General features: G+C 71.5%; 17 protein-coding genes. 9 read left to right on the top strand and 8 right to left on the bottom strand.

What is annotated here, in order from left to right; translation table 11 throughout:
• Positions 1-310 precede the first annotated feature (310 nt).
• Positions 311-1456, bottom strand: coding sequence for a sensor histidine kinase (locus tag BFN33_RS15985; RefSeq protein WP_069760694.1), 1146 nt, complete (start codon positions 1454-1456; stop codon positions 311-313).
• 201 nt (positions 1457-1657) lie between these two features.
• On the opposite strand from BFN33_RS15985, the gene BFN33_RS15980 reads away from it, so the two are divergent.
• The 5 genes from BFN33_RS15980 (at position 1658) to BFN33_RS15960 (ending at position 6445) form a co-directional block, all read left to right on the top strand.
• Positions 1658-2359 carry a response regulator transcription factor gene (locus BFN33_RS15980; protein ID WP_069760693.1) on the top strand — a complete coding sequence of 234 codons (702 nt, stop codon included), beginning with the start codon at positions 1658-1660 and terminating at the stop codon, positions 2357-2359.
• Between the two features lie 103 nt (positions 2360-2462).
• On the top strand, positions 2463-3275 hold the full coding sequence (locus BFN33_RS15975) for an SAM-dependent methyltransferase (RefSeq protein WP_069760692.1): 813 nt from the start codon (positions 2463-2465) through the stop codon (positions 3273-3275).
• A gap of 39 nt (positions 3276-3314) precedes the next feature.
• Positions 3315-4718: a glutamine synthetase family protein gene (locus tag BFN33_RS15970; RefSeq protein WP_069760691.1), complete on the top strand. Its 1404-nt coding sequence runs from the start codon at positions 3315-3317 to the stop codon at positions 4716-4718.
• A gap of 2 nt (positions 4719-4720) precedes the next feature.
• The gene (locus BFN33_RS15965) at positions 4721-5875 is read left to right on the top strand and encodes an amidohydrolase family protein (RefSeq protein WP_069760690.1); all 1155 of its coding nucleotides are present in this window, start codon (positions 4721-4723) and stop codon (positions 5873-5875) included.
• A 33-nt stretch (positions 5876-5908) separates the two neighbouring features.
• On the top strand, positions 5909-6445 hold the full coding sequence (locus BFN33_RS15960; protein WP_088245341.1) for an NUDIX hydrolase family protein: 537 nt from the start codon (positions 5909-5911) through the stop codon (positions 6443-6445).
• Positions 6446-6454: 9 nt separating this feature from the next.
• Here the strand turns inward: BFN33_RS15960 and BFN33_RS15955 are convergent, their stop codons facing one another.
• The 3 genes from BFN33_RS15955 to BFN33_RS15945 form a co-directional block, all read right to left on the bottom strand.
• The gene (locus BFN33_RS15955) at positions 6455-6784 is read right to left on the bottom strand and encodes a DUF2218 domain-containing protein (RefSeq protein ID WP_069760689.1); all 330 of its coding nucleotides are present in this window, start codon (positions 6782-6784) and stop codon (positions 6455-6457) included.
• Between the two features lie 108 nt (positions 6785-6892).
• Positions 6893-7831: a carbohydrate kinase family protein gene (locus tag BFN33_RS15950; RefSeq protein WP_069760688.1), complete on the bottom strand. Its 939-nt coding sequence runs from the start codon at positions 7829-7831 to the stop codon at positions 6893-6895.
• Positions 7828-8505 (bottom strand): class II aldolase/adducin family protein, encoded by a 678-nt coding sequence (locus tag BFN33_RS15945; protein ID WP_069760687.1) that lies wholly within the window; start codon positions 8503-8505, stop codon positions 7828-7830. The genes BFN33_RS15950 and BFN33_RS15945 overlap by 4 nt, the downstream gene beginning before the upstream one ends.
• 80 nt (positions 8506-8585) lie before the next feature.
• Between BFN33_RS15945 and BFN33_RS15940 the strand changes: the two genes are divergently transcribed.
• The 3 genes from BFN33_RS15940 to BFN33_RS15930 are packed head-to-tail and all read left to right on the top strand — an operon-like array spanning position 8586 to position 10624.
• Positions 8586-9245, top strand: a complete 660-nt coding sequence (locus BFN33_RS15940) for a TetR/AcrR family transcriptional regulator (protein ID WP_069760686.1) — start codon at positions 8586-8588, stop codon at positions 9243-9245.
• A 24-nt stretch (positions 9246-9269) separates the two neighbouring features.
• Positions 9270-9569: a DUF1905 domain-containing protein gene (locus tag BFN33_RS15935; RefSeq protein ID WP_069760685.1), complete on the top strand. Its 300-nt coding sequence runs from the start codon at positions 9270-9272 to the stop codon at positions 9567-9569.
• Between the two features lie 59 nt (positions 9570-9628).
• Entirely contained in the window at positions 9629-10624 is a 996-nt protein-coding gene (locus BFN33_RS15930) for a glycoside hydrolase family 43 protein (protein WP_088245344.1), read from the top strand.
• A gap of 20 nt (positions 10625-10644) precedes the next feature.
• Here the strand turns inward: BFN33_RS15930 and BFN33_RS15925 are convergent, their stop codons facing one another.
• The 4 genes from BFN33_RS15925 to BFN33_RS15910 are packed head-to-tail and all read right to left on the bottom strand — an operon-like array spanning position 10645 to position 15653.
• A complete protein-coding gene (locus BFN33_RS15925; RefSeq protein ID WP_069760683.1) occupies positions 10645-12522 on the bottom strand; it encodes a glycoside hydrolase family 127 protein in 1878 nt (625 codons plus the stop codon).
• A 4-nt stretch (positions 12523-12526) separates the two neighbouring features.
• Entirely contained in the window at positions 12527-13348 is an 822-nt protein-coding gene (locus BFN33_RS15920) for a carbohydrate ABC transporter permease (protein WP_069760753.1), read from the bottom strand.
• A 14-nt stretch (positions 13349-13362) separates the two neighbouring features.
• Complete coding sequence (locus tag BFN33_RS15915; RefSeq protein ID WP_069760682.1) at positions 13363-14307, bottom strand: carbohydrate ABC transporter permease; 945 nt, start codon at positions 14305-14307, stop codon at positions 13363-13365.
• Between the two features lie 32 nt (positions 14308-14339).
• A complete protein-coding gene (locus BFN33_RS15910) occupies positions 14340-15653 on the bottom strand; it encodes a sugar ABC transporter substrate-binding protein (RefSeq protein WP_069760681.1) in 1314 nt (437 codons plus the stop codon).
• 173 nt (positions 15654-15826) lie between these two features.
• On the opposite strand from BFN33_RS15910, the gene BFN33_RS15905 reads away from it, so the two are divergent.
• A complete protein-coding gene (locus BFN33_RS15905; protein WP_069760680.1) occupies positions 15827-16855 on the top strand; it encodes a LacI family DNA-binding transcriptional regulator in 1029 nt (342 codons plus the stop codon).
• Positions 16856-16932: the final 77 nt, after the last annotated feature.

Genomic DNA, 16932 nt, shown 5'->3' with positions numbered 1-16932 from the left:
CACGCCCCGGGGACAGACCACCGCCCGCCACCCGGAAAGCACCGCTGGTCTCCACGGCGGCCTCGTCACACGGCTCGACCGCGCCCCCCGCGGCAGACCACCTGCGCCACCCGAAAAGATCCCGACCCCGCCCGCGACAGCCCACCCGGCAGCAGCCCAGAAAGGCCCCCGGGGACAGACCACCGCCCGACACCCCAGGAAGCACCGCTGGTCCCGACGGTGGCCACGTCGGACGGGTCGACCGCGCGTCACCCGCGACCGCCACAACCCCAGGACAGCCCACCCGCACCACCCCGGAAAGGCCGCCACGTCACCCGGGAAAGTCCGCCCGCACCTCCCACCCGTACTCCGCCCGCGGCCCCGCGTGCAGTTCCCCGCCGAGTGCGGTCACTCGCTCCTTCAGGCCGACGAGACCGAAGCCGCCCCCGTGCGCCGCCGCGGGCAACTGGCTGCCGCCGCGCCCGTCGTCGGACACGGACACCTGGAGGCGGGCCCGGTCGTAGCGCAGCCCGACGGTGACCTGGGTGGCGTCGCCCGCGTGCCGCCGTACGTTGGTCAGGGCCTCCTGCACCACCCGGAAGGCGGCCGCCTGCACCTCGTGCGGAAGGTCGTCGGGCACCGCGGTCTCGCGCTGCAGGGTGGCCCTCTGGACGGGGCTCGCGAAGCCCTCGATGAGATCGGCGACACCCGCGAGGTCGCCCACCGGACGGCGGTCGGCCGCGTCGTCGGTGTCGCGCAGGACGCCGACCGTGCGGCGGATCGACGCCAGCGCCTCGGTCGCGGCACGCTCGATACCCGCGAGGACGGGGTCGAGTTCCTCGGTGCCGGTGTCCGCCATCATGCGGGCCACCTGGGTCTGCACCAGGATGCCGGTCACATGGTGGGCCACGAAGTCGTGCAGGTCGGCGGCGATGGCCAGGCGTTCGGCCCGCCGGGTCTCGCCGACGGCGACGGTCCGCCGGTAGTCCTGCGAGCGCAGGTACGCCGCGAACGCGATCGTGAGGCCGACCAGGAGGAGCCCGATCAGCATGAACCCCAGCATGGTGTCCAGCTCGCCCAGAAAGGGCCGTACCGGAAGCGCCAGCACGGCGCACCCGTCGAGCGCGGCACAGGCCACGACCCAGTGGCGCGGGCAGTGCCGCACGGCGACGAACAGCAGGCACAGCAGGATCGCCAGCTCGCCCGGACCGAACAGGGCGCCCGAGCGCGCCACCGAGTCCACCGTGCAGACCAGGGAGGCGACGGCCGGCACGGTGGTGCGCAGCTGTGGGGTGAGCCACCGGGGGTGCCGGGCGGCCGGCCACAGCACGGCGACGCCGCCGAGCAGCAGGGTCGCGGCCGGAGGCCAGGAGGGACCGTCACCCCCGCTCGAGTAGGCCACGTCGACGAACACGGCCGCGAACAGCGCGCCGACACCGGCGCCGCCCGCGCAGCCCCGGACAGATACGGACTTCATGCCGCTCACCGTATGTGCGGCCGCCGCGCACGGGATCGGCCGAACGGTCGAGGCGCCGCCGTGCCGGGCCCGGAGACCATGGCCGTTCGGCCGAGGCGGGCGCAGGGGTCCGCGGGTGAGAGTGGAGTCACTTCCCCCGCCAGGGACCGCCCCCATCCACAGCCGCTCCGCCCCTTCCGCTCCCTGAGGCATGATCGCCCCATGACGAGCCCCACCCCGCCGACAGCGCCCATCCGCGTGCTGATCGCCGACGACCAGGACATGGTCCGTACCGGTTTCCGTTTCTTCCTGGACGCGCAGCCGGACATCACCGTGGTCGCCGAGGCCGCCGACGGGGAGACAGCGGTGCGGCTGGCCAGGGAGGTGCGGCCCGACGTGTGTCTGCTGGACATCCGGATGCCGAAGCTCGACGGACTGGAGGCGACGCGGCTGCTGGCGGGGCCCGACGTCACCGATCCGTTGCGCGTGGTCGTGGTCACCACCTTCGATCTCGACGAGTACGTCTACGGCGCGCTGCGCGGCGGTGCCTGCGGGTTCCTGCTGAAGGACTCCGGGCCCACGCTCCTCGCCGAGGCGGTCCGGGCCGCCGCGGCCGGCGACTCACTGGTCTCCCCCTCGGTCACCGTCCGCCTGCTCCGGCACGTCACGGCGGACCCGGCGCCGGAGCCGGTCAGCGCGCCCCGCCCCGCTCCGGTCACCGAGCCCCTGACGGACCGTGAGCTCGACGTGGTCCGCCGGGTCGCCCTCGGCCGTACGAATGCCGAGATCGCCGCCGAGCTGTACGTCTCCCTCTCCACGGTCAAGACCCACCTCTCCAGCGTCCAGCTCAAACTGGCCGCACGGAACCGCGTGGAGATCGCGGCCTGGGCCTGGCAGAACGGGCACGCGGGGCGGGAGCGCTGAGTCGGCCGTCGGAGGGGGCGTTCGAGTCGCCGTTTCCGGGACAAGCTGATCATCGGGCGGCACAATGGCGGCAACGGCCGCAGGCACGAGAAGGAGCACAGTCGTGAGCGAGAGCCACACCCCGTCGGGTGCGTCGGCGAGGCTGAACACAGGTGTGGCGCACAACGCGCGCGTGTGGAACTACTGGATCGGCGGCAAGGACAACTACGAGGTCGACCAGCGGGTCGGCGATCATGTCGCCGGGATGTTCCCGATCATCCAGGAGGTCGCCCGCGCGGACCGCTGGTTCCTGGGCCGCTCGGTGCGCTTCCTCACCGAGGAGCAGGGCATACGGCAGTTCCTCGACATCGGCACCGGGCTGCCCACGGTGGACAACACCCACGAGATCGCCCAGCGCATCGCCCCCGACGCGCGGATCGTCTACGTGGACAACGACCCGATCGTGCTGGTCCACGCCCGCACCCTGCTGACCAGCACCCCCGAGGGCATCACGGACTACATCGACGCCGACGTCCACGACCCGGCCGCGATCCTCGAACGCGCCGCGCACACCCTGGACCTGAGCAAGCCGGTCGCGGTGATGATGCTCGGCATCCTCAACTTCGTCCTCGACACCGAGGAGGCCCGGCGGATCGCGCGGGAGGTCATGGCCGCGATGCCCGCCGGCAGCCATCTGGCCCTGACGCACCCCACGTTCGACGCCGATCTCGGCGGCGAGGGCCAGATCCCGGCCATGAAGTTCTGGAACGAGAACGCCACTCCGCCGATCACGGCCCGCAGCGGCGACGACATCGCCATGTTCTTCGAGGGACTCGACCTCCTCGAACCGGGCCTGGTCTCCTGCTCGCAGTGGCGTGCCGAGTCCGACTCCCCGGTCGTGGTACCGCAGTTCGGCGGAGTGGCCGTGAAACCCTGACGCGGGATCCGATCCGGCCGAGCCCGTCGTGGAGGACGTATGACCACCCTTGCCGACCCCGTTCCCGGCGGCCGACCCGGTGACGTGGACCGGGCCACCGAACTGAGCGACGAGCTGGCCGAGAAGGGCGTACGCGGCGTGGTCCTGGCCTACGTCGACACCGCGGGCATCTGCCGGGTGAAGACGATCCCGACGGCGAAGCTGGCCTCCGCCGCGGCCTGGGGCGTGGGCATGTCGCCGGTGTTCGACACGTTCCTGGCGAACGACTCCATCGTCACGACCGACACCCTCGGCTCCCCCGACGGCGATCTGCGCCTCTATCCCGACCTCGACCGGCTGGTGGCGCTGGCCGGGCAGCCCGGCTGGGCCTGGGCGCCGGTCGACCGGATCACGCAGGAGGGCGAGCGGCACCCGGGCTGCTCCCGCACGGCCCTCAGGCGGATCGTCACCGAGGCCGCCGAGCGGCACGGCATCACCTTCAAGGCCGGCGTCGAGATCGAGTGGGCGGTGGGCCGGGGCCCGGCGGCGGACGGAGACTTCGTGCCCGCCGTGTCGGGACCGGCGTACGGCGCCACCCGGCAGGTCGAGCTCGGCGACTACGCGGCCGACCTGCTGGCGGCCTGCGACGAGCAGGACATCGAGGTCGAGCAGCTCCATCCCGAGTACGCCGCCGGGCAGTTCGAGATCTCGACGGCTGCCCTGGACCCGGTGGCGGCGGCCGACGTCAGCGTCCTCGTACGGCAGACGATCCGGGCGGTGTCCCAGCGGCACGGGCTGGTCGTCTCCTTCGCTCCCGCGGTCTTCGCGGAGGGCGTCGGCAACGGCGGCCATCTCCATCTCTCCGCCTGGCGCGAGGGCGTGAACCTGCACTCGGGCGGCAAGGGCCGGTACGGCATGACGCCCGAGGCCGAGTCGTTCATCGCGGGCGTCCTCGCCCATCTGCACGCGCTCACGGCGCTGACCGCGCCGAGCCCGGCCAGCTATCTGCGTCTCAAACCCTCCCAGTGGGCGGGCGTGTTCACCGCCTGGGGCCGCGAAACCCGGGAGGCAGCCGTCCGGATCGTCACCGGCACGGCGGGCCGGACCGGCCGGGCCGCGAACCTGGAGCTGAAGCCGGTCGACCTGGCCGCGAACCCGTATCTCGCGTTCACCGGTCTGATCGCCGCCGGGCTCGACGGTCTGACCTCGGCCATGCCGCTCCCCAGGGAGATCACCGGCGATCCGGCCCTGCTCGCCGCCGACCGGGCCACCGCCCTGGGCGTGCGCCGGCTGCCGACCTCCCTCTCCCAGGCGGTCAGGGCGTTCGGCGCCGACGAACAGCTGCGGGCCGCGCTGGGCCCGGTCCTCGCCGACGCCGTGGTCGCCGTGCGCTTCGGAGAGAGCGATTCCGTGGCCGAGCTGGACGACGAGCAGATCGCGGCGGCGTACCGCTGGAAGTACTGAGCATGAGCGGACGCGTCCACGAGGCCCTCGCCGCCGTCCGGCTGGTGGACCACCACTGCCACGGGGTCGTCGTCGACGGCCTCGACCGGACGGGCTTCGAGTCGCTGCTCACCGAGGGCGCGGCCTGGCCGGGGATCTCCTCCTTCGACAGCCCCGTCGGTGTGGCGGTCCGCCGGCACTGCGCACCCCTGCTGGACCTCCCGCGCCACGCGCCGCCCGACGCCTACCTGACCCGCCGCGCGGAACTCGGCCCGCAGGAGGTCAACCGGCGTTTTCTGACCGCCGCGGGCACGGACGTGTTCTGCGTGGACACCGGCTACGCGCCGGAACGTCTCACCACACCGGCGGAGCTGGCCGAGGCCGCGGGCGGGACGGCGTACGAGATCGTGCGGCTGGAGGGTGTCGCGGAGGCGGTGGCGGCGCGCGGCGTGGAGCCGGACGCGTACGCGGACGAGTTCCGCGCGGCCGCTCTGGAGGCCGTGGGACGGCCGGGTGTGGTGGCCGTGAAGTCGGTCGCCGCCTACCGCACCGGCTTCGACCTGGACCCGGCGCGCCCCTCGGACGCGGAGGTCACTCGTGCCGCCGCCGACTGGCTCGCGCACGGTGGACGACTGGCCGATCCGGTTCTCGTACGGCATCTGCTGTGGACCGCCGTGGACCTCGGGCTGCCCCTCCAGCTGCACACCGGGTTCGGCGACAGCGACATCCGTATGCACCGCGTGGACCCGACCCTCCTCACGGACTGGCTGCACCTGACCGCGGGCACCATCCCGGTCCTGCTGCTGCACTGCTGGCCGTATCAGCGGCAGGCCGCCTATCTGGCCGCGGTGTTCGAGCAGGTGTACCTCGACGTGGGCCTCACCCTGCACTACGTCGGCCCCGCACGGTCCCGGGCGATCCTGGCGGAGGCGCTGGAGATCACTCCGTTCCGCAAGCTGCTGTACAGCTCCGACGCGTACGGAGTGGCCGAATTCCATCTGCTCGGCGCGTTGTCGTTCCGGCACGGGCTGACCGCACTGCTCCAGGAGCGGGTGGACGCCGACGAGCTGAGCCTGCCGGACGCGTTGCGCGTCGCGGCCTGGGCGAGCGGGGACAACGCCCGCCGCCTCTACGGACTTCCCGCCCCGTCCCCCGTCCCACCAGGCGAGCGCGACTGAGCGCCCGCCGTCCCCGGAAAGTATGATCTAGCAATGTCTGACTTGACCGATACCACGCCCGGCTGGCTGAGCGCCGACGATCTCGAGCAGGCCCGCGCCCGGATGCCCATCCTGTACGTCGAGGCCGTGCCCGTGCGCGTCGACGACAGCGGCGAAGTCACCAGCGTCGGCCTGCTGCTGCGCATCGGACCCGACGGAACGGTCAGCCGGACGCTGGTCTCCGGCCGCGTCCTGCACCACGAGCGGGTCCGGGACGCCCTGTTGCGCCACCTGGAGAAGGATCTGGGACCTGTCGCCCTGCCCCGGATCCCGCCCTCCCTCCAGCCCTTCACGGTGGCGGAGTACTTCCCCACCCAGGGGGTCACGCCCTACCACGACCCGCGCCAGCACGCGGTGTCCCTCGTCTACGTGGTCCCGGTGAGCGGCGACTGCCAGCCCCGCCAGGACGCCCTGGACCTGGTGTGGTTCAGCCCGCAGGAGGCCCTGTCACCGGCGGTGGAGAGTGAGATGCCCGGCGGTCACGGGGTGCTGCTCAAGCAGGCGCTGGCCCACGTGGGATGCGCGATCTGAGGTCACCCGTCAGTCGGTCTCCTTGCGCTGCGTGGTGCCGGGCTCACCGCTGCCCCGCGTCCACTCGACGACGAGTTCGTCCTTGCTGCCGAAGCGGACCAGGTGGCTGCCGACGACGCCCTCCAGGAGATCGAGGTGTTCGGACTCCGTCTCCAGCGTCAGCAGCAGCGCGCCTTCGGTGGCGGTGAGGGAGCCCTTGCCTCCGTTCTGGAAGAGCAGGCTGCCCTCACCGCTGTCCTCGTCCCACGTGGTCTGGCTGCGACGCCCGAGGTGCGAGGCGAGCTGTTTGGCGTAGCGGTGCGGGCGGTCGGTGGCGACGCGGGCTTCGGAGCGGGGCATGGGTACTCCCAGGAGTGCGGTGGCGCGGTACGGACTCGATGCTGCCGCAACACCGGGCGCCCCATGCCCATTCCGCACCCCTCGCGGACCGCAACGTATGGGTGCGGCCTATGCGCGGGTCTTGCTCGTCATGGAGAACTCGTCGGCCTCCGCCAGGTCGAAGTCGCCATGGTCGCTGCCCAGTCCCTGCGCCACCAGCGCCGCCGCGGCGCTGCCCAGGATCGCCGCCTCGCGTGGCGTGCGGTCCAGGCCCATCCCGCGCAGGAAGCCCGCCGAGAAGGCGTCGCCGCAGCCGGTGGTGTCGACGACCTCCACCTCGAAGGCGGGGATGGTCTCCGTGCCCTCGGCGGTGACCAGGAGGGCGCCGTCGCCGCCACGGGTGACCGCGACCAGGCCCACTCCCCCGGCCAGGAACTTCTTCGCGCCGGTCACCAGGTCGTCCTCCTCGCTGAAGCCGAGGACCTGGTCCTCGTTGGGGAGCAGGAAGTCGACGTACGGCAGCAGCGGTTCGATCTGGTCGAAGGTGCCGAGTTCACCCGGCGCGAGGAGGTCCACCGAGGTGGTGACGCCGTGGTCCTTGGCGTGCGCCAGGATGCGGGCGGCGACCTCGGCGCCGATCAGCTCGGGGCCGCCGAGATGGAGGTGGGTCGCCTCGGCGACCGCGTCCCAGGGCACGTCGTCGAGGCCGTAGGTGATGTTGGCGCCGAGCAGGTGGAGGGTGGGGCGGTCACCGTTGGGGCGGATGGGCAGGACCGTCGCGGAGGTGGATGTGTCGACACGGCGGACGAGCAGCCCGGTGTCGATGCCCGCCTTGTCGAGCAGTTGCGTGAGCAGGTCGCCCGTCGGGTCGGTGCCGATCGCCCCGGCGGTGCGCACCGACGCGCCCAGTTTGGCGAGGGTGAGTGCGGTGCCCGCGGCCGTGCCGGCGGCGGTCATGCGGATGTCCTCGACCAGGGTCGCGCCCTGGCCCTCGGGTATCTCCTCGACCGGCCGTACCAGCACGTCCAGCACGTGCACACCCATGGTGACGACGTTCTGTGCCTTCATCGGTTCCCCTCCTGTGCGGATTGCGTGGTGCCGTAGTTGCGGGCGAGGGCGGCCTCGATCACCGCGATCTGCTGCTGTTCGTCGAGGAAGCGGGGCTGTCCGAGGGCGGCCGCGCGCTGGTAGACACCGCAGGCCCACTCCAGGAGCAGCGCGTGCTCGACCGCCTTGTCGAGGGTCGGGGCGTGGGTGACCGCGCCGTGGTTGGCCATCAGGGCCGCACCGCGCCCCTCCAGCGCGGTGAGGACCGACTCCGCGAGTTCCGGGGTGCCGAAGGTGGCGTACGGTGCGACCCGGACGGTGCCACCGAGGGCCAGCAACTGGTAATGGATGCAGGGCAGTTCGTCGAGGACGAGGGAGAGCGCGGTGGCCATCGGGGCGTGGGTGTGCACGACGGCGGCGGTGCCGTACCGGCGGTAGACGCCCAGGTGCAGGTCGAGCTCCGAGGTGGGCAGCAGGCCGCCGGCCACGATCTCTCCGTCGAGGTCCACCACGGTCACCTGGTCCGCGGTGAGCTCGGCCAGGACGGCGCCGGTCGCGGTGATCGCCACGTGGTCCTCGACGCGTAGGCTGACATTGCCCGCCGTACCGATGAGCAGGCCCTCGGCCCCCAGACGGCGGCAGGCGTCCGCCACGGCGGTCCGCTCCTCGCTCAGCACCGGGCTTGAGTCGGTCATGCGCGCGACGCTAACCTAAACCTGAAACAAAGTCACGTTCACGTTCGGAGGTCGTCAGGTGAACGAGCGAAGGGCGTCCCGTGACTGAGCCCACCCCGGACGCCGAGCCGGCCGCATGGGTCGGCGCCCTGCGCCGTACTCCCCAACAGGCCCGCAGCCGGGCCCGGTTGGCCAGGGTTCTGGAAGCCGCGGAGCGCATCCTGGTCGAGGAAGGCGTCGAGTCGCTCACCACGACCCGGATCGCGTCCGAGGCGCGGGTGTCGGTCGGCTCGCTGTACCAGTACCTGCCTGACCGCGGGGCGATCATCGACGCGCTCGCGGCCGGTTACTTCGCCAAGCTGGAAGCGGCGATGGACGCGCTCGTCGAGGCCGCTGCCGCCGAGCGCTGGGAGGATCCGGTCGGCGTCCTCGTCGACGCGTACGCGGAGATCTACCGTACCGAACACGGCTTCCGTGCCCTGTGGTTCGGCAGCGGACTGACCGAGCGGACCCGGACCGCGGACCGCGAGCACAAGCGCAGGATGGCCGACGGGATCCGCCGCATCCTGCTCGCCCTGCGGCTCGCCGAGGACGACGAGACCCTCGCCCGCGTCTGCCACGCCGCGATCCTCGCCGCCGACGCCCTCGCCCAGGAGGCCTTCCGCCGGGAAACGAAGGGGGACGCGGCGCTGCTCGAGGAGACCAAGATCCTGCTGCGCGGCTATCTCACGGACATCGCGGCGCGGTACAACGGGTCCTGACGTCTTCCGCGCAACGGGGGCCCGATGCAGCTCACCTTCACCGGCCGGGTGGTCGAATGGCGCGGTCCGGCGCCCTACTACTTCGTCCCGGTGCCCGATCAGGAGTCCGCCGACATCGATGAGGTGGCCCGGATGGCCACGTACGGCTGGGGCGTCATCCCGGTCGAGGCCCGGATCGGCGAAATCACCTTCACGACGTCGCTGTTCCCGAAGGACGGCGGCTATCTGCTGCCGCTGAAGAACGCGGTGCGGGGGCCGGAGGGGCTCGGTGCGGGGGACGACGTGAGGGTCGAGATGACGGTCCGCTTCCAGTTCGACGGCTGATCAGGACGGCCACGTATCGTGCAGCCGTGACCGAGACCGAGCCCCTGCGGCTGCCCGAGATGCCGTTGCACGATCCGTTCGTCGTCGCCGACGCCGAGACGCGGACGTACTACCTCTACACCTCCAACGAACCTTCCGTGTCGGGGGTGGAGGGCGTCGGGACGATGGTCTACCGCAGTCGGGATCTGCGGGACTGGGCGCGGCCGGTCGTCGTGTTCCGGACGGATGAGCAGGAGGGGATCTGGGCGCGGGACGGCGGGTGGGCGCCGGAGGTGCACGCGTGGGGTGGCAGGTACTACCTGTTCACCACGCTGCACGACGAGGGCCGGGTGCTGCCGGTGCCACCGGCCGGGCGGTGGGGCACGCCCTTCCAGCTGCCCAACCACGCGCGCGGCACGATCACCGCGGTGTCCGACTCGCTGCTCGGCCCCTTCACCGTCGTCGACCCCTCCGGGCCCACTCCGCCCGCGCGCCTCATGACCCTCGACGGCACGCTCTACGTCGATCCGGCCGGGCAGCCCTGGATGGTGTACGCGCACGAGTGGCTGCAGACCGTCGACGGGACGATGGAAGCCGTCCGGCTGGCTCCCGATCTGACCGGGACGGTCGGCGAGCCCGTCTTTCTGTTCAAGGGCTCGGACGCGTTCTGGCTCGGTGAGCAGATCCCCGCGGGCGTACCGCACCAGCTCGCGCCCTACGTCACCGACGGCCCGCAGCTCCACCGCACCCCTGACGGCGCCCTCCTCATGCTGTGGTCGACGTACGAGAAGAACACGGCCGGTGCGGACGGCACCGTCAGCGGCGGTTACGTGCAGACCTACGCCGTCTCCAAGTCCGGTGAGCTGAACGGCCCTTGGGAACAGCGCCGGCCGCTGGTCCGGGACGACAGCGGGCACGGGATGCTGTTTCGGACCTTCGACGGCCGGCTGATGATGATCCTCCACCGCCCTTTCGAGAACGCGCGCGGGAAGCTGTACGAGATGCGGGTCGAGGGTGACGAACTGCGGGTGCTGCGGCAGTGCACCGACCTGGACGGCGACGCCAGCAGCGGGTGAACGGTTCAGGTACACGCTCGTCAGCGCCCGGTGGTGGGCAGCCACACCCGCATCGTCGACGGACCGCGGTTCGCCCAGGAGTTGTACGGCACCAGCACGATCCCCTGCCGCTCCACAGTGAGCACCTCTCCCTGTTCCGGCGGCCGGTACGGCCATGCCTCGTCGTGCGGCTCGGCGAGTTCACCCGGCGCCACGACCGTGCCGCCCGGCCCGTCCACCGGCTCGGCGGTGGTGTCCACCCGTACGGCGTCGACGTCCCGTCCGTCCGGCAGGTCCACCGACTCGGCGCAGTACACCAGGGGGCCGCGCTGGACGGCGACCGTACCGCGTACCGCGTCGATGCGGGGGTCCGGCCCGATCCAGCGCGGGACGACGGGCAGTTCGAGCCGGATCTCGTCGCCGGGGCGGAAGACGCGAGTGACCGTCGCCGTGCCCGGGGCGACGGTGCGGCGGGTTCCGTCCGCGTCGACCAGCAGGGCCGTGGCGCCCTCCGTCCACGTCGGGACGCGCAGGGACAGGGTCCATGGATGGTCCGGGGACCGGGCGATCCGTACGGTCACGGTCCCGTCCGACGGGTAGTCGGTGCGGACGCGCAGGGCGATCCCGTCGACGGAGATCTCGGCGTCCGCGTACTGGTGGAGCTGGATGCCGTGGTCGTCGACGGACGCCAGATACGCGGGCAGCAGGGCCAGGGTGCGGGCCACGTTGGTCGGGCAGCAGGACACCGCGAACCAGGGGGCACGCAGGCCCGATTCGGCACGTGGGCTCACGGCGTCAGCCGCCGGCACGGTGCCGCGTCGGCGGCGGTGCAGGGTGTTGGCGTAGAAGAAGGAGCGGCCGTCCTCGGAGGGTGCGGTCGCGACGACGTTGAACAGGGTCCGCTCGGCGAGGTCGGCGAAGCGTGGTTCGCCGGTGGCGAGCAGGAGGCGCCAGCTGAGCATCACGGAGGCGACGGCGGCGCAGGTCTCCGCGTACGCGCGGTCGGGTGGGAGGACGAAGTCGTCGCCGAAGGACTCGTCGCGGTGGTGGGAGCCCATGCCGCCGGTCAGGTAGGTGCGTCGGGCGACCGTGGTCTCCCACTGCCGTACGACGGCCGCGAGGAGGTCCTCGTCCCCCGTCTCCACGGCGACGTCCACGGCACCGGCCGCGAGGTAGAGGGCACGGACGGCGTGGCCGCGCAGGACGGTGGCCTGCCGGACGGGCAGGTCGTCCTGGTAGTAGGCGCGGCCGAACTCGCCGTCGGCGAGCGTGCCTCGGCCTCGGCGGTCGATGAAGAGTGCCGCCTGGTCGAGGTAGCGCTGTTCGCCGGTCGCCCGGGCCAGTTCGACCAGGGCGGTCTCGATCTCGGGGTGCCCGCACACACCGTCGATGCCGCCGGGGCCGAAGGTGGCGCACACGTGGTCGGCGGCCCGTTGGGCGATCTTCGCCAGCTCGCCCTCGCCACGGGTGCGGATCTGCGCCACGCCCGCCTGGATCAAGTGGCCGTAGCAGTACAGCTCGTGGCCCCATTCGAGGTCGCTGTAGCGGGGCTGCTGGCCGGGGCGGCCGAAGGCGGTGTTGAGGTAGCCGTCGGGTTCCTGGGCGGAGGCGATCGTCTCGGTGACCGTGTCGGAGCCGGTGCCTGTCCAGGCCATCGCTTCGAGCAGTTTGTAGACGTCGGAGTCGGCGAACTCCCGTCCCCGCCGCTGCTCCACGGGTGCGCCGAAGTTGCCGGTCCAGCCGACGCGTTCCATCCAGTCGCGGCAGTGGTCGAGGGTGGCGGTGGCGTTGACCTCCCTGCGCCGGGCCCAGAAGCCGCCCGTGATCCGGACCTCGTCGAGGCCGAGCGGCCGTAGCCGACCGCGACTCGGTGCGACCGGTACGACAAGGTCCGTGTTCGCCTTCGACGTCGACTTCAACGCGTCATCCCTTCAGGGCACCCGACATGAACCCGCGCACGTAATGCCGTTGCAGAAGCAGGAAAACGAGGAGACAGGGCACGGCGAGCACCACCACGCCCGCCTCGGTGGCGCCGTAGTCGACAGCGCCCATGCTCTGTTGGCGCAGATTCGCCACGGCCAGCGGCAGGGGCGCCTTCTCGCTGTCGGAGATGAGGATCAGCGGGGCGATGAAGTCGTTCCAGGCCGCGAGGAAGGCGAAGAGGCCCACCGTGATCAGTCCCGGCCGCACCGCCGGGAGCAGCACCCGGCGCAGGGCGCCCGCGGTGCCGCAGCCGTCGACGAGGGCCGACTCCTCCAGTTCGCGGGGGACCGCCTCGAAGGAGATCCGCATCATGAAGGTGGCGAACGGGAGTTGGAACATGGCCAGCACCAGGCTCAGCCCGAGCAGGGAGTTCTGGAGGTGCAGGCGGCCGAGGAGGACGTAGAGGGGGATCAGGAGGGTGGCGTACGGGACCATGAGGATGGCCAGCGTCAGCAGGAACAGCAGGTTCTTGCCGGGGAAGCTGAACCGCGCGAAGGCGTAACCGCCGAGGAGCGACACTCCGAGGGTGAGCGCGACCGTGAGGGCCGAGACGACGGTCGAGTTGAGGAGGTAGCGCCACAGTCCGGCGTCGTAGTCGAGGAGTGTGCGGTAGTTGCCGAGGCCGTAGCCGGACTCCTGGGCGGTGCCGGGCTGGGCGCTGACGGAGGCCCAGGCGTTCCAGAGCAGCGGGAAGAGGAAGATGACGGCGAGGCCGGAGGCGACGACGTAGTACGGCGTCTGTCCGAGAGCCCGGGTGCGCACGGTGCGGTCCCCCTTCATGATTCGTCGGCGTGCCGCAGACCGCGGAACTGCAGGGCGTTGAGGAGGAGCAGCGCGGCCAGCACGATGATCGAGAGGGCCGCCGCGGTACCGAGGTCGAGCCGCTGGAACGCCTCCCGGTAGATCAACTGCACCACCGTCACCGTGCTGTTGTCCGGGCCGCCCTTGGTCAGGACGAAGAACTGGTCGAAGGCGAGCAGCGATCCGGTCACGCACAGCAGCAGGGACAGGGCGAGGGACGGCCGCAGCAACGGCAGGGTGATGGAGCGGAAGATCTGGCCGCGGCTCGCACCGTCCATGCGCGCCGCCTCGTACACCTCGTGCGGGATGCGCTGGAGGCCGACGAGCAGGATCAGCATGTAGAAGCCGGCGAACTTCCAGACGACGAGGAACACCGTCGACAGCAGTGCGGAGTTCGGCGTGCCGAGAAAGGACACCGGGCCGTCGACCAGACCGAGTTTCTCCAGGGGGCGGCTGAGCGGGCCGGTGGTGGGGCTGTACATGCCCCAGAAGAGGAGGGACGCGGAGGCGAGCCCGAGGGCGCCCGGCAGGAAGTAGACCGTGCGGAAGAAGCCGGTGCCGGGGCGGGACTCCTGCACCAGCAGCGCGAGGAGCAGCGCGAGGCCGAGGAGGACGACGGTGACGATCCCCGTGTAGAGGAGCGTGAAGCGGACCGCGGGCCAGAACAGGGTGCTGTCAGTGACGTCCGTGTAGTTCTCCGGGGTGTTCCCGCCCCGGTCGCCGGCGAGCAACGGCCAGTCGTGGAGCGACATCCGGCCGACGAGGAGAAGGGGCAGGACGAAGAAGACGGCGACGAACGCGGCTGTCGGGGTGGCGTATCCGAGGCCCTGAAGGGTGCGGGAGTGCCACAGGCGGCGGTGATGGCGTTCCGTCCGGACCGGGGGTACGACCGCCTCCCGGTCCGGCGACTGCACCTGCATGTCCCTCCTCAGCCGTAAGCCCTGGGGCACGGTCAGTCACCCAGTGAGGCGGTGACGGCCTCGTTGTCCTTCTCGACCTTCGCCGCGTCACCGAAGACGGCGTCGCGCATCAGCGTCAGCCAGGGCCCGTTGGGGTCGTTGAAGGTCTGACCGAACTTCAGGGCGTAAGGGGTACGGCCGTCCGCCACCAGCTGGTTGATGGTGACCAGGCGCGGGTCGGCCTTGGAGTACTTGTTGGAGGCGAGGTCGGTGCGGGCCACCACGTCCTTGTGCGCGGCGACCACGTCGACCTGTGCCTCGTCGCCCACGGACCAGGCGAGGAAGTTCCAGGCCTGGTCAGCCTTGTCACTGGTGGCGGAGATGCCGATGGCGTCGCCGCCGACGAAGGTCGACTTGCCGCCGTCGGGTCCGGGGATGGGGGCGACGCCGAGGTCGAGGTCCTTGGGCATCAGGCCCAGCGTCGTCGACGGCATGGGCATCACGCCGACCTTGCCCTTCGGGAAGACTCCGGTCCAGGTCACACCGGTCTCGTCGCGGGCGCCGGGGGCCACGATGTCGTCCTGGACCCAGCCGCGGTAGGTGTCGTAGACCTTCTCGGCGGTGTCGGAGGCCAGGGCGGCCTCGGTGCCGTCCTTGTTCAGTACCTCATCGCCGGCGGCCCAGATCGACGGCCACCAGGTGAAGACGCCGCAACCGCCGCAGTTGCCGCCGAAGAAGGTGCCGTTGACGCCACCGCCCAGCTTGTCCACGGCCCGTGCCTGCCGGTCCCATTCGGCCAGAGTGGTGGGCGGCTTGTCGGGGTCGAGTTTCGCCCGACGGTAGAGGTCCTTGTTGTAGAAGAGCACCGAGAGGTCGAGGGTGTGCGGGACGACGTACTTCTTGCCCTCGTACGTGCCCGCCTTGATGTGCGACTGGGCGAGGTCGTCCGCGAAGGGCAGCGCGTCGATGCGGTCGGTGAGGTCGGCGAAGAGCCCGCTGGAGGTGTAGTTGGGGACGAACACCACGTCGGAGGCGAACAGGTCGGGGAGGTCCTTGGAACCGGCGGCCGCGCCCACCTTGGCCTGGTAGTCGTCGGTGGGGACGACGGTCAGTTCGATCCTGTTCTTGTGGTGGGCGTTGTACGCCTTGACCAGGGCCTCGCTCTGCGGGCGGGTCGCCGCACGGGTCCACATCGTCAGCGTGGCGCCGTCGTCGACCCCCTTCGCGTCCGCTGTACCCCCTCCCCCGCCGCCGGAGTCGTCGTCCCCCGATCCGCAGGCCGTGGCCAGGCCGACGGTGGCGGCCAGGGCGACTGCGGCGGTGACGAGTCGGCGGACGGGTCCACGCGATCCGAACGGGCTCCCCATGACGATCCCCCTACGTGACGAGCACCCGGAAGAAACGAGCCGAAAAGGCTTTCGTCAAGCTAGAACCGAGCTCACTGCCCGTCAATCCCCCGCGCAGAACAACGAGTTCAGGTGGGCGGGCGAAAATTCTCGCGTACGGTTGAGAGTGCGCGACGCGAGACAGGAGACCCCGCATGACACCCGCCCCCGGCCCCGCTCGTTCGCACACCGCCACCCTCACCGACGTCGCCCGGCTCGCCGGCGTCTCGGTGGCCACGGCGTCCAAGGCCCTCAACGGCCGCAGCCAGGTGCGTGCCGAGACCCGGCAGCGGGTGATCGAGGCGGCGGAGCGGCTGTCGTTCCGGCCCAACCAGCTGGCCCGGGGACTGCTCGCCGGGCGGACCGGCACCGTCGGACTGCTCACCAGCGACCTCGAGGGCAGATTCAGCATCCCGATCCTCATGGGCGCCGAGGACGCCTTCGGCGCGGGCGAGGTCGCGGTGTTCCTGTGCGACGCCCGCGGTGACACCATCCGCGAGCAGCACCATGTGCGCGCGCTGCTCGGGCGCCGGGTCGACGGGCTGATCGTGGTGGGCAGCCGGACCGATCCACGCCCCTCCCTGGGCCGCGACCTGCCGGTTCCCGTCGTGTACGCGTACGCCCCCTCGGACGACCCGGCGGATCTGTCGATCGTGCCCGACAACGTGGACGCGGGCCGGATCGCGGTCGAGCACCTGCTGGCCTGCGGCCGCACCCGGATCGCGCACATCACCGGCGACCCGGGTTACCTCGCCGCGCGGGACCGGGCGGACGGCGCCCGGGCGGCGCTGGCGGGCGCGGGGCTGGACTTCGTCGGCGAACCGCGGTTCGCGGAGTGGTCGGAGGGGTGGGGTCGGGCCGCCACCGCGATGCTGCTGGAGCGGCACGCCGACGTGGACGCGGTGCTGTGCGGCAGCGACCAGATCGCGCGCGGGGTCATCGAGGTCCTGCGGGAGCGCGGGCAGCGGGTACCGGAGGACGTGGCGGTCATGGGCTTCGACAACTGGCAGGTCCTGACCTCGGCCTCCCGGCCGCCGCTGACGAGCGTCGACATGAACCTGGAGCAGGTCGGGCGGGCGGCCGCCCAGGCACTGTTCGGTGCGATCGACGGCATTCCCCGCTCGGGGGTGGAGACGCTGCCGTGCCGGGTGGTGATCCGGGGATCCACGGCTCATCTGTCCTGAACCATACGGTCGCCGAACTCCGCCATCAGCGACCTCTCTTGACACTCCATCAGCTCGCTCCTACGTTGCGAAAACCT

Origin of the sequence: Streptomyces sp. LUP47B (assembly GCF_001746295.1) — a bacterium.
Taxonomy (GTDB): Bacteria; Actinomycetota; Actinomycetes; order Streptomycetales; family Streptomycetaceae; genus Streptomyces.
The sequence above is the reverse complement of the archived record's forward strand: the minus strand, read 5'-3'. Positions and strand labels throughout refer to the sequence as shown.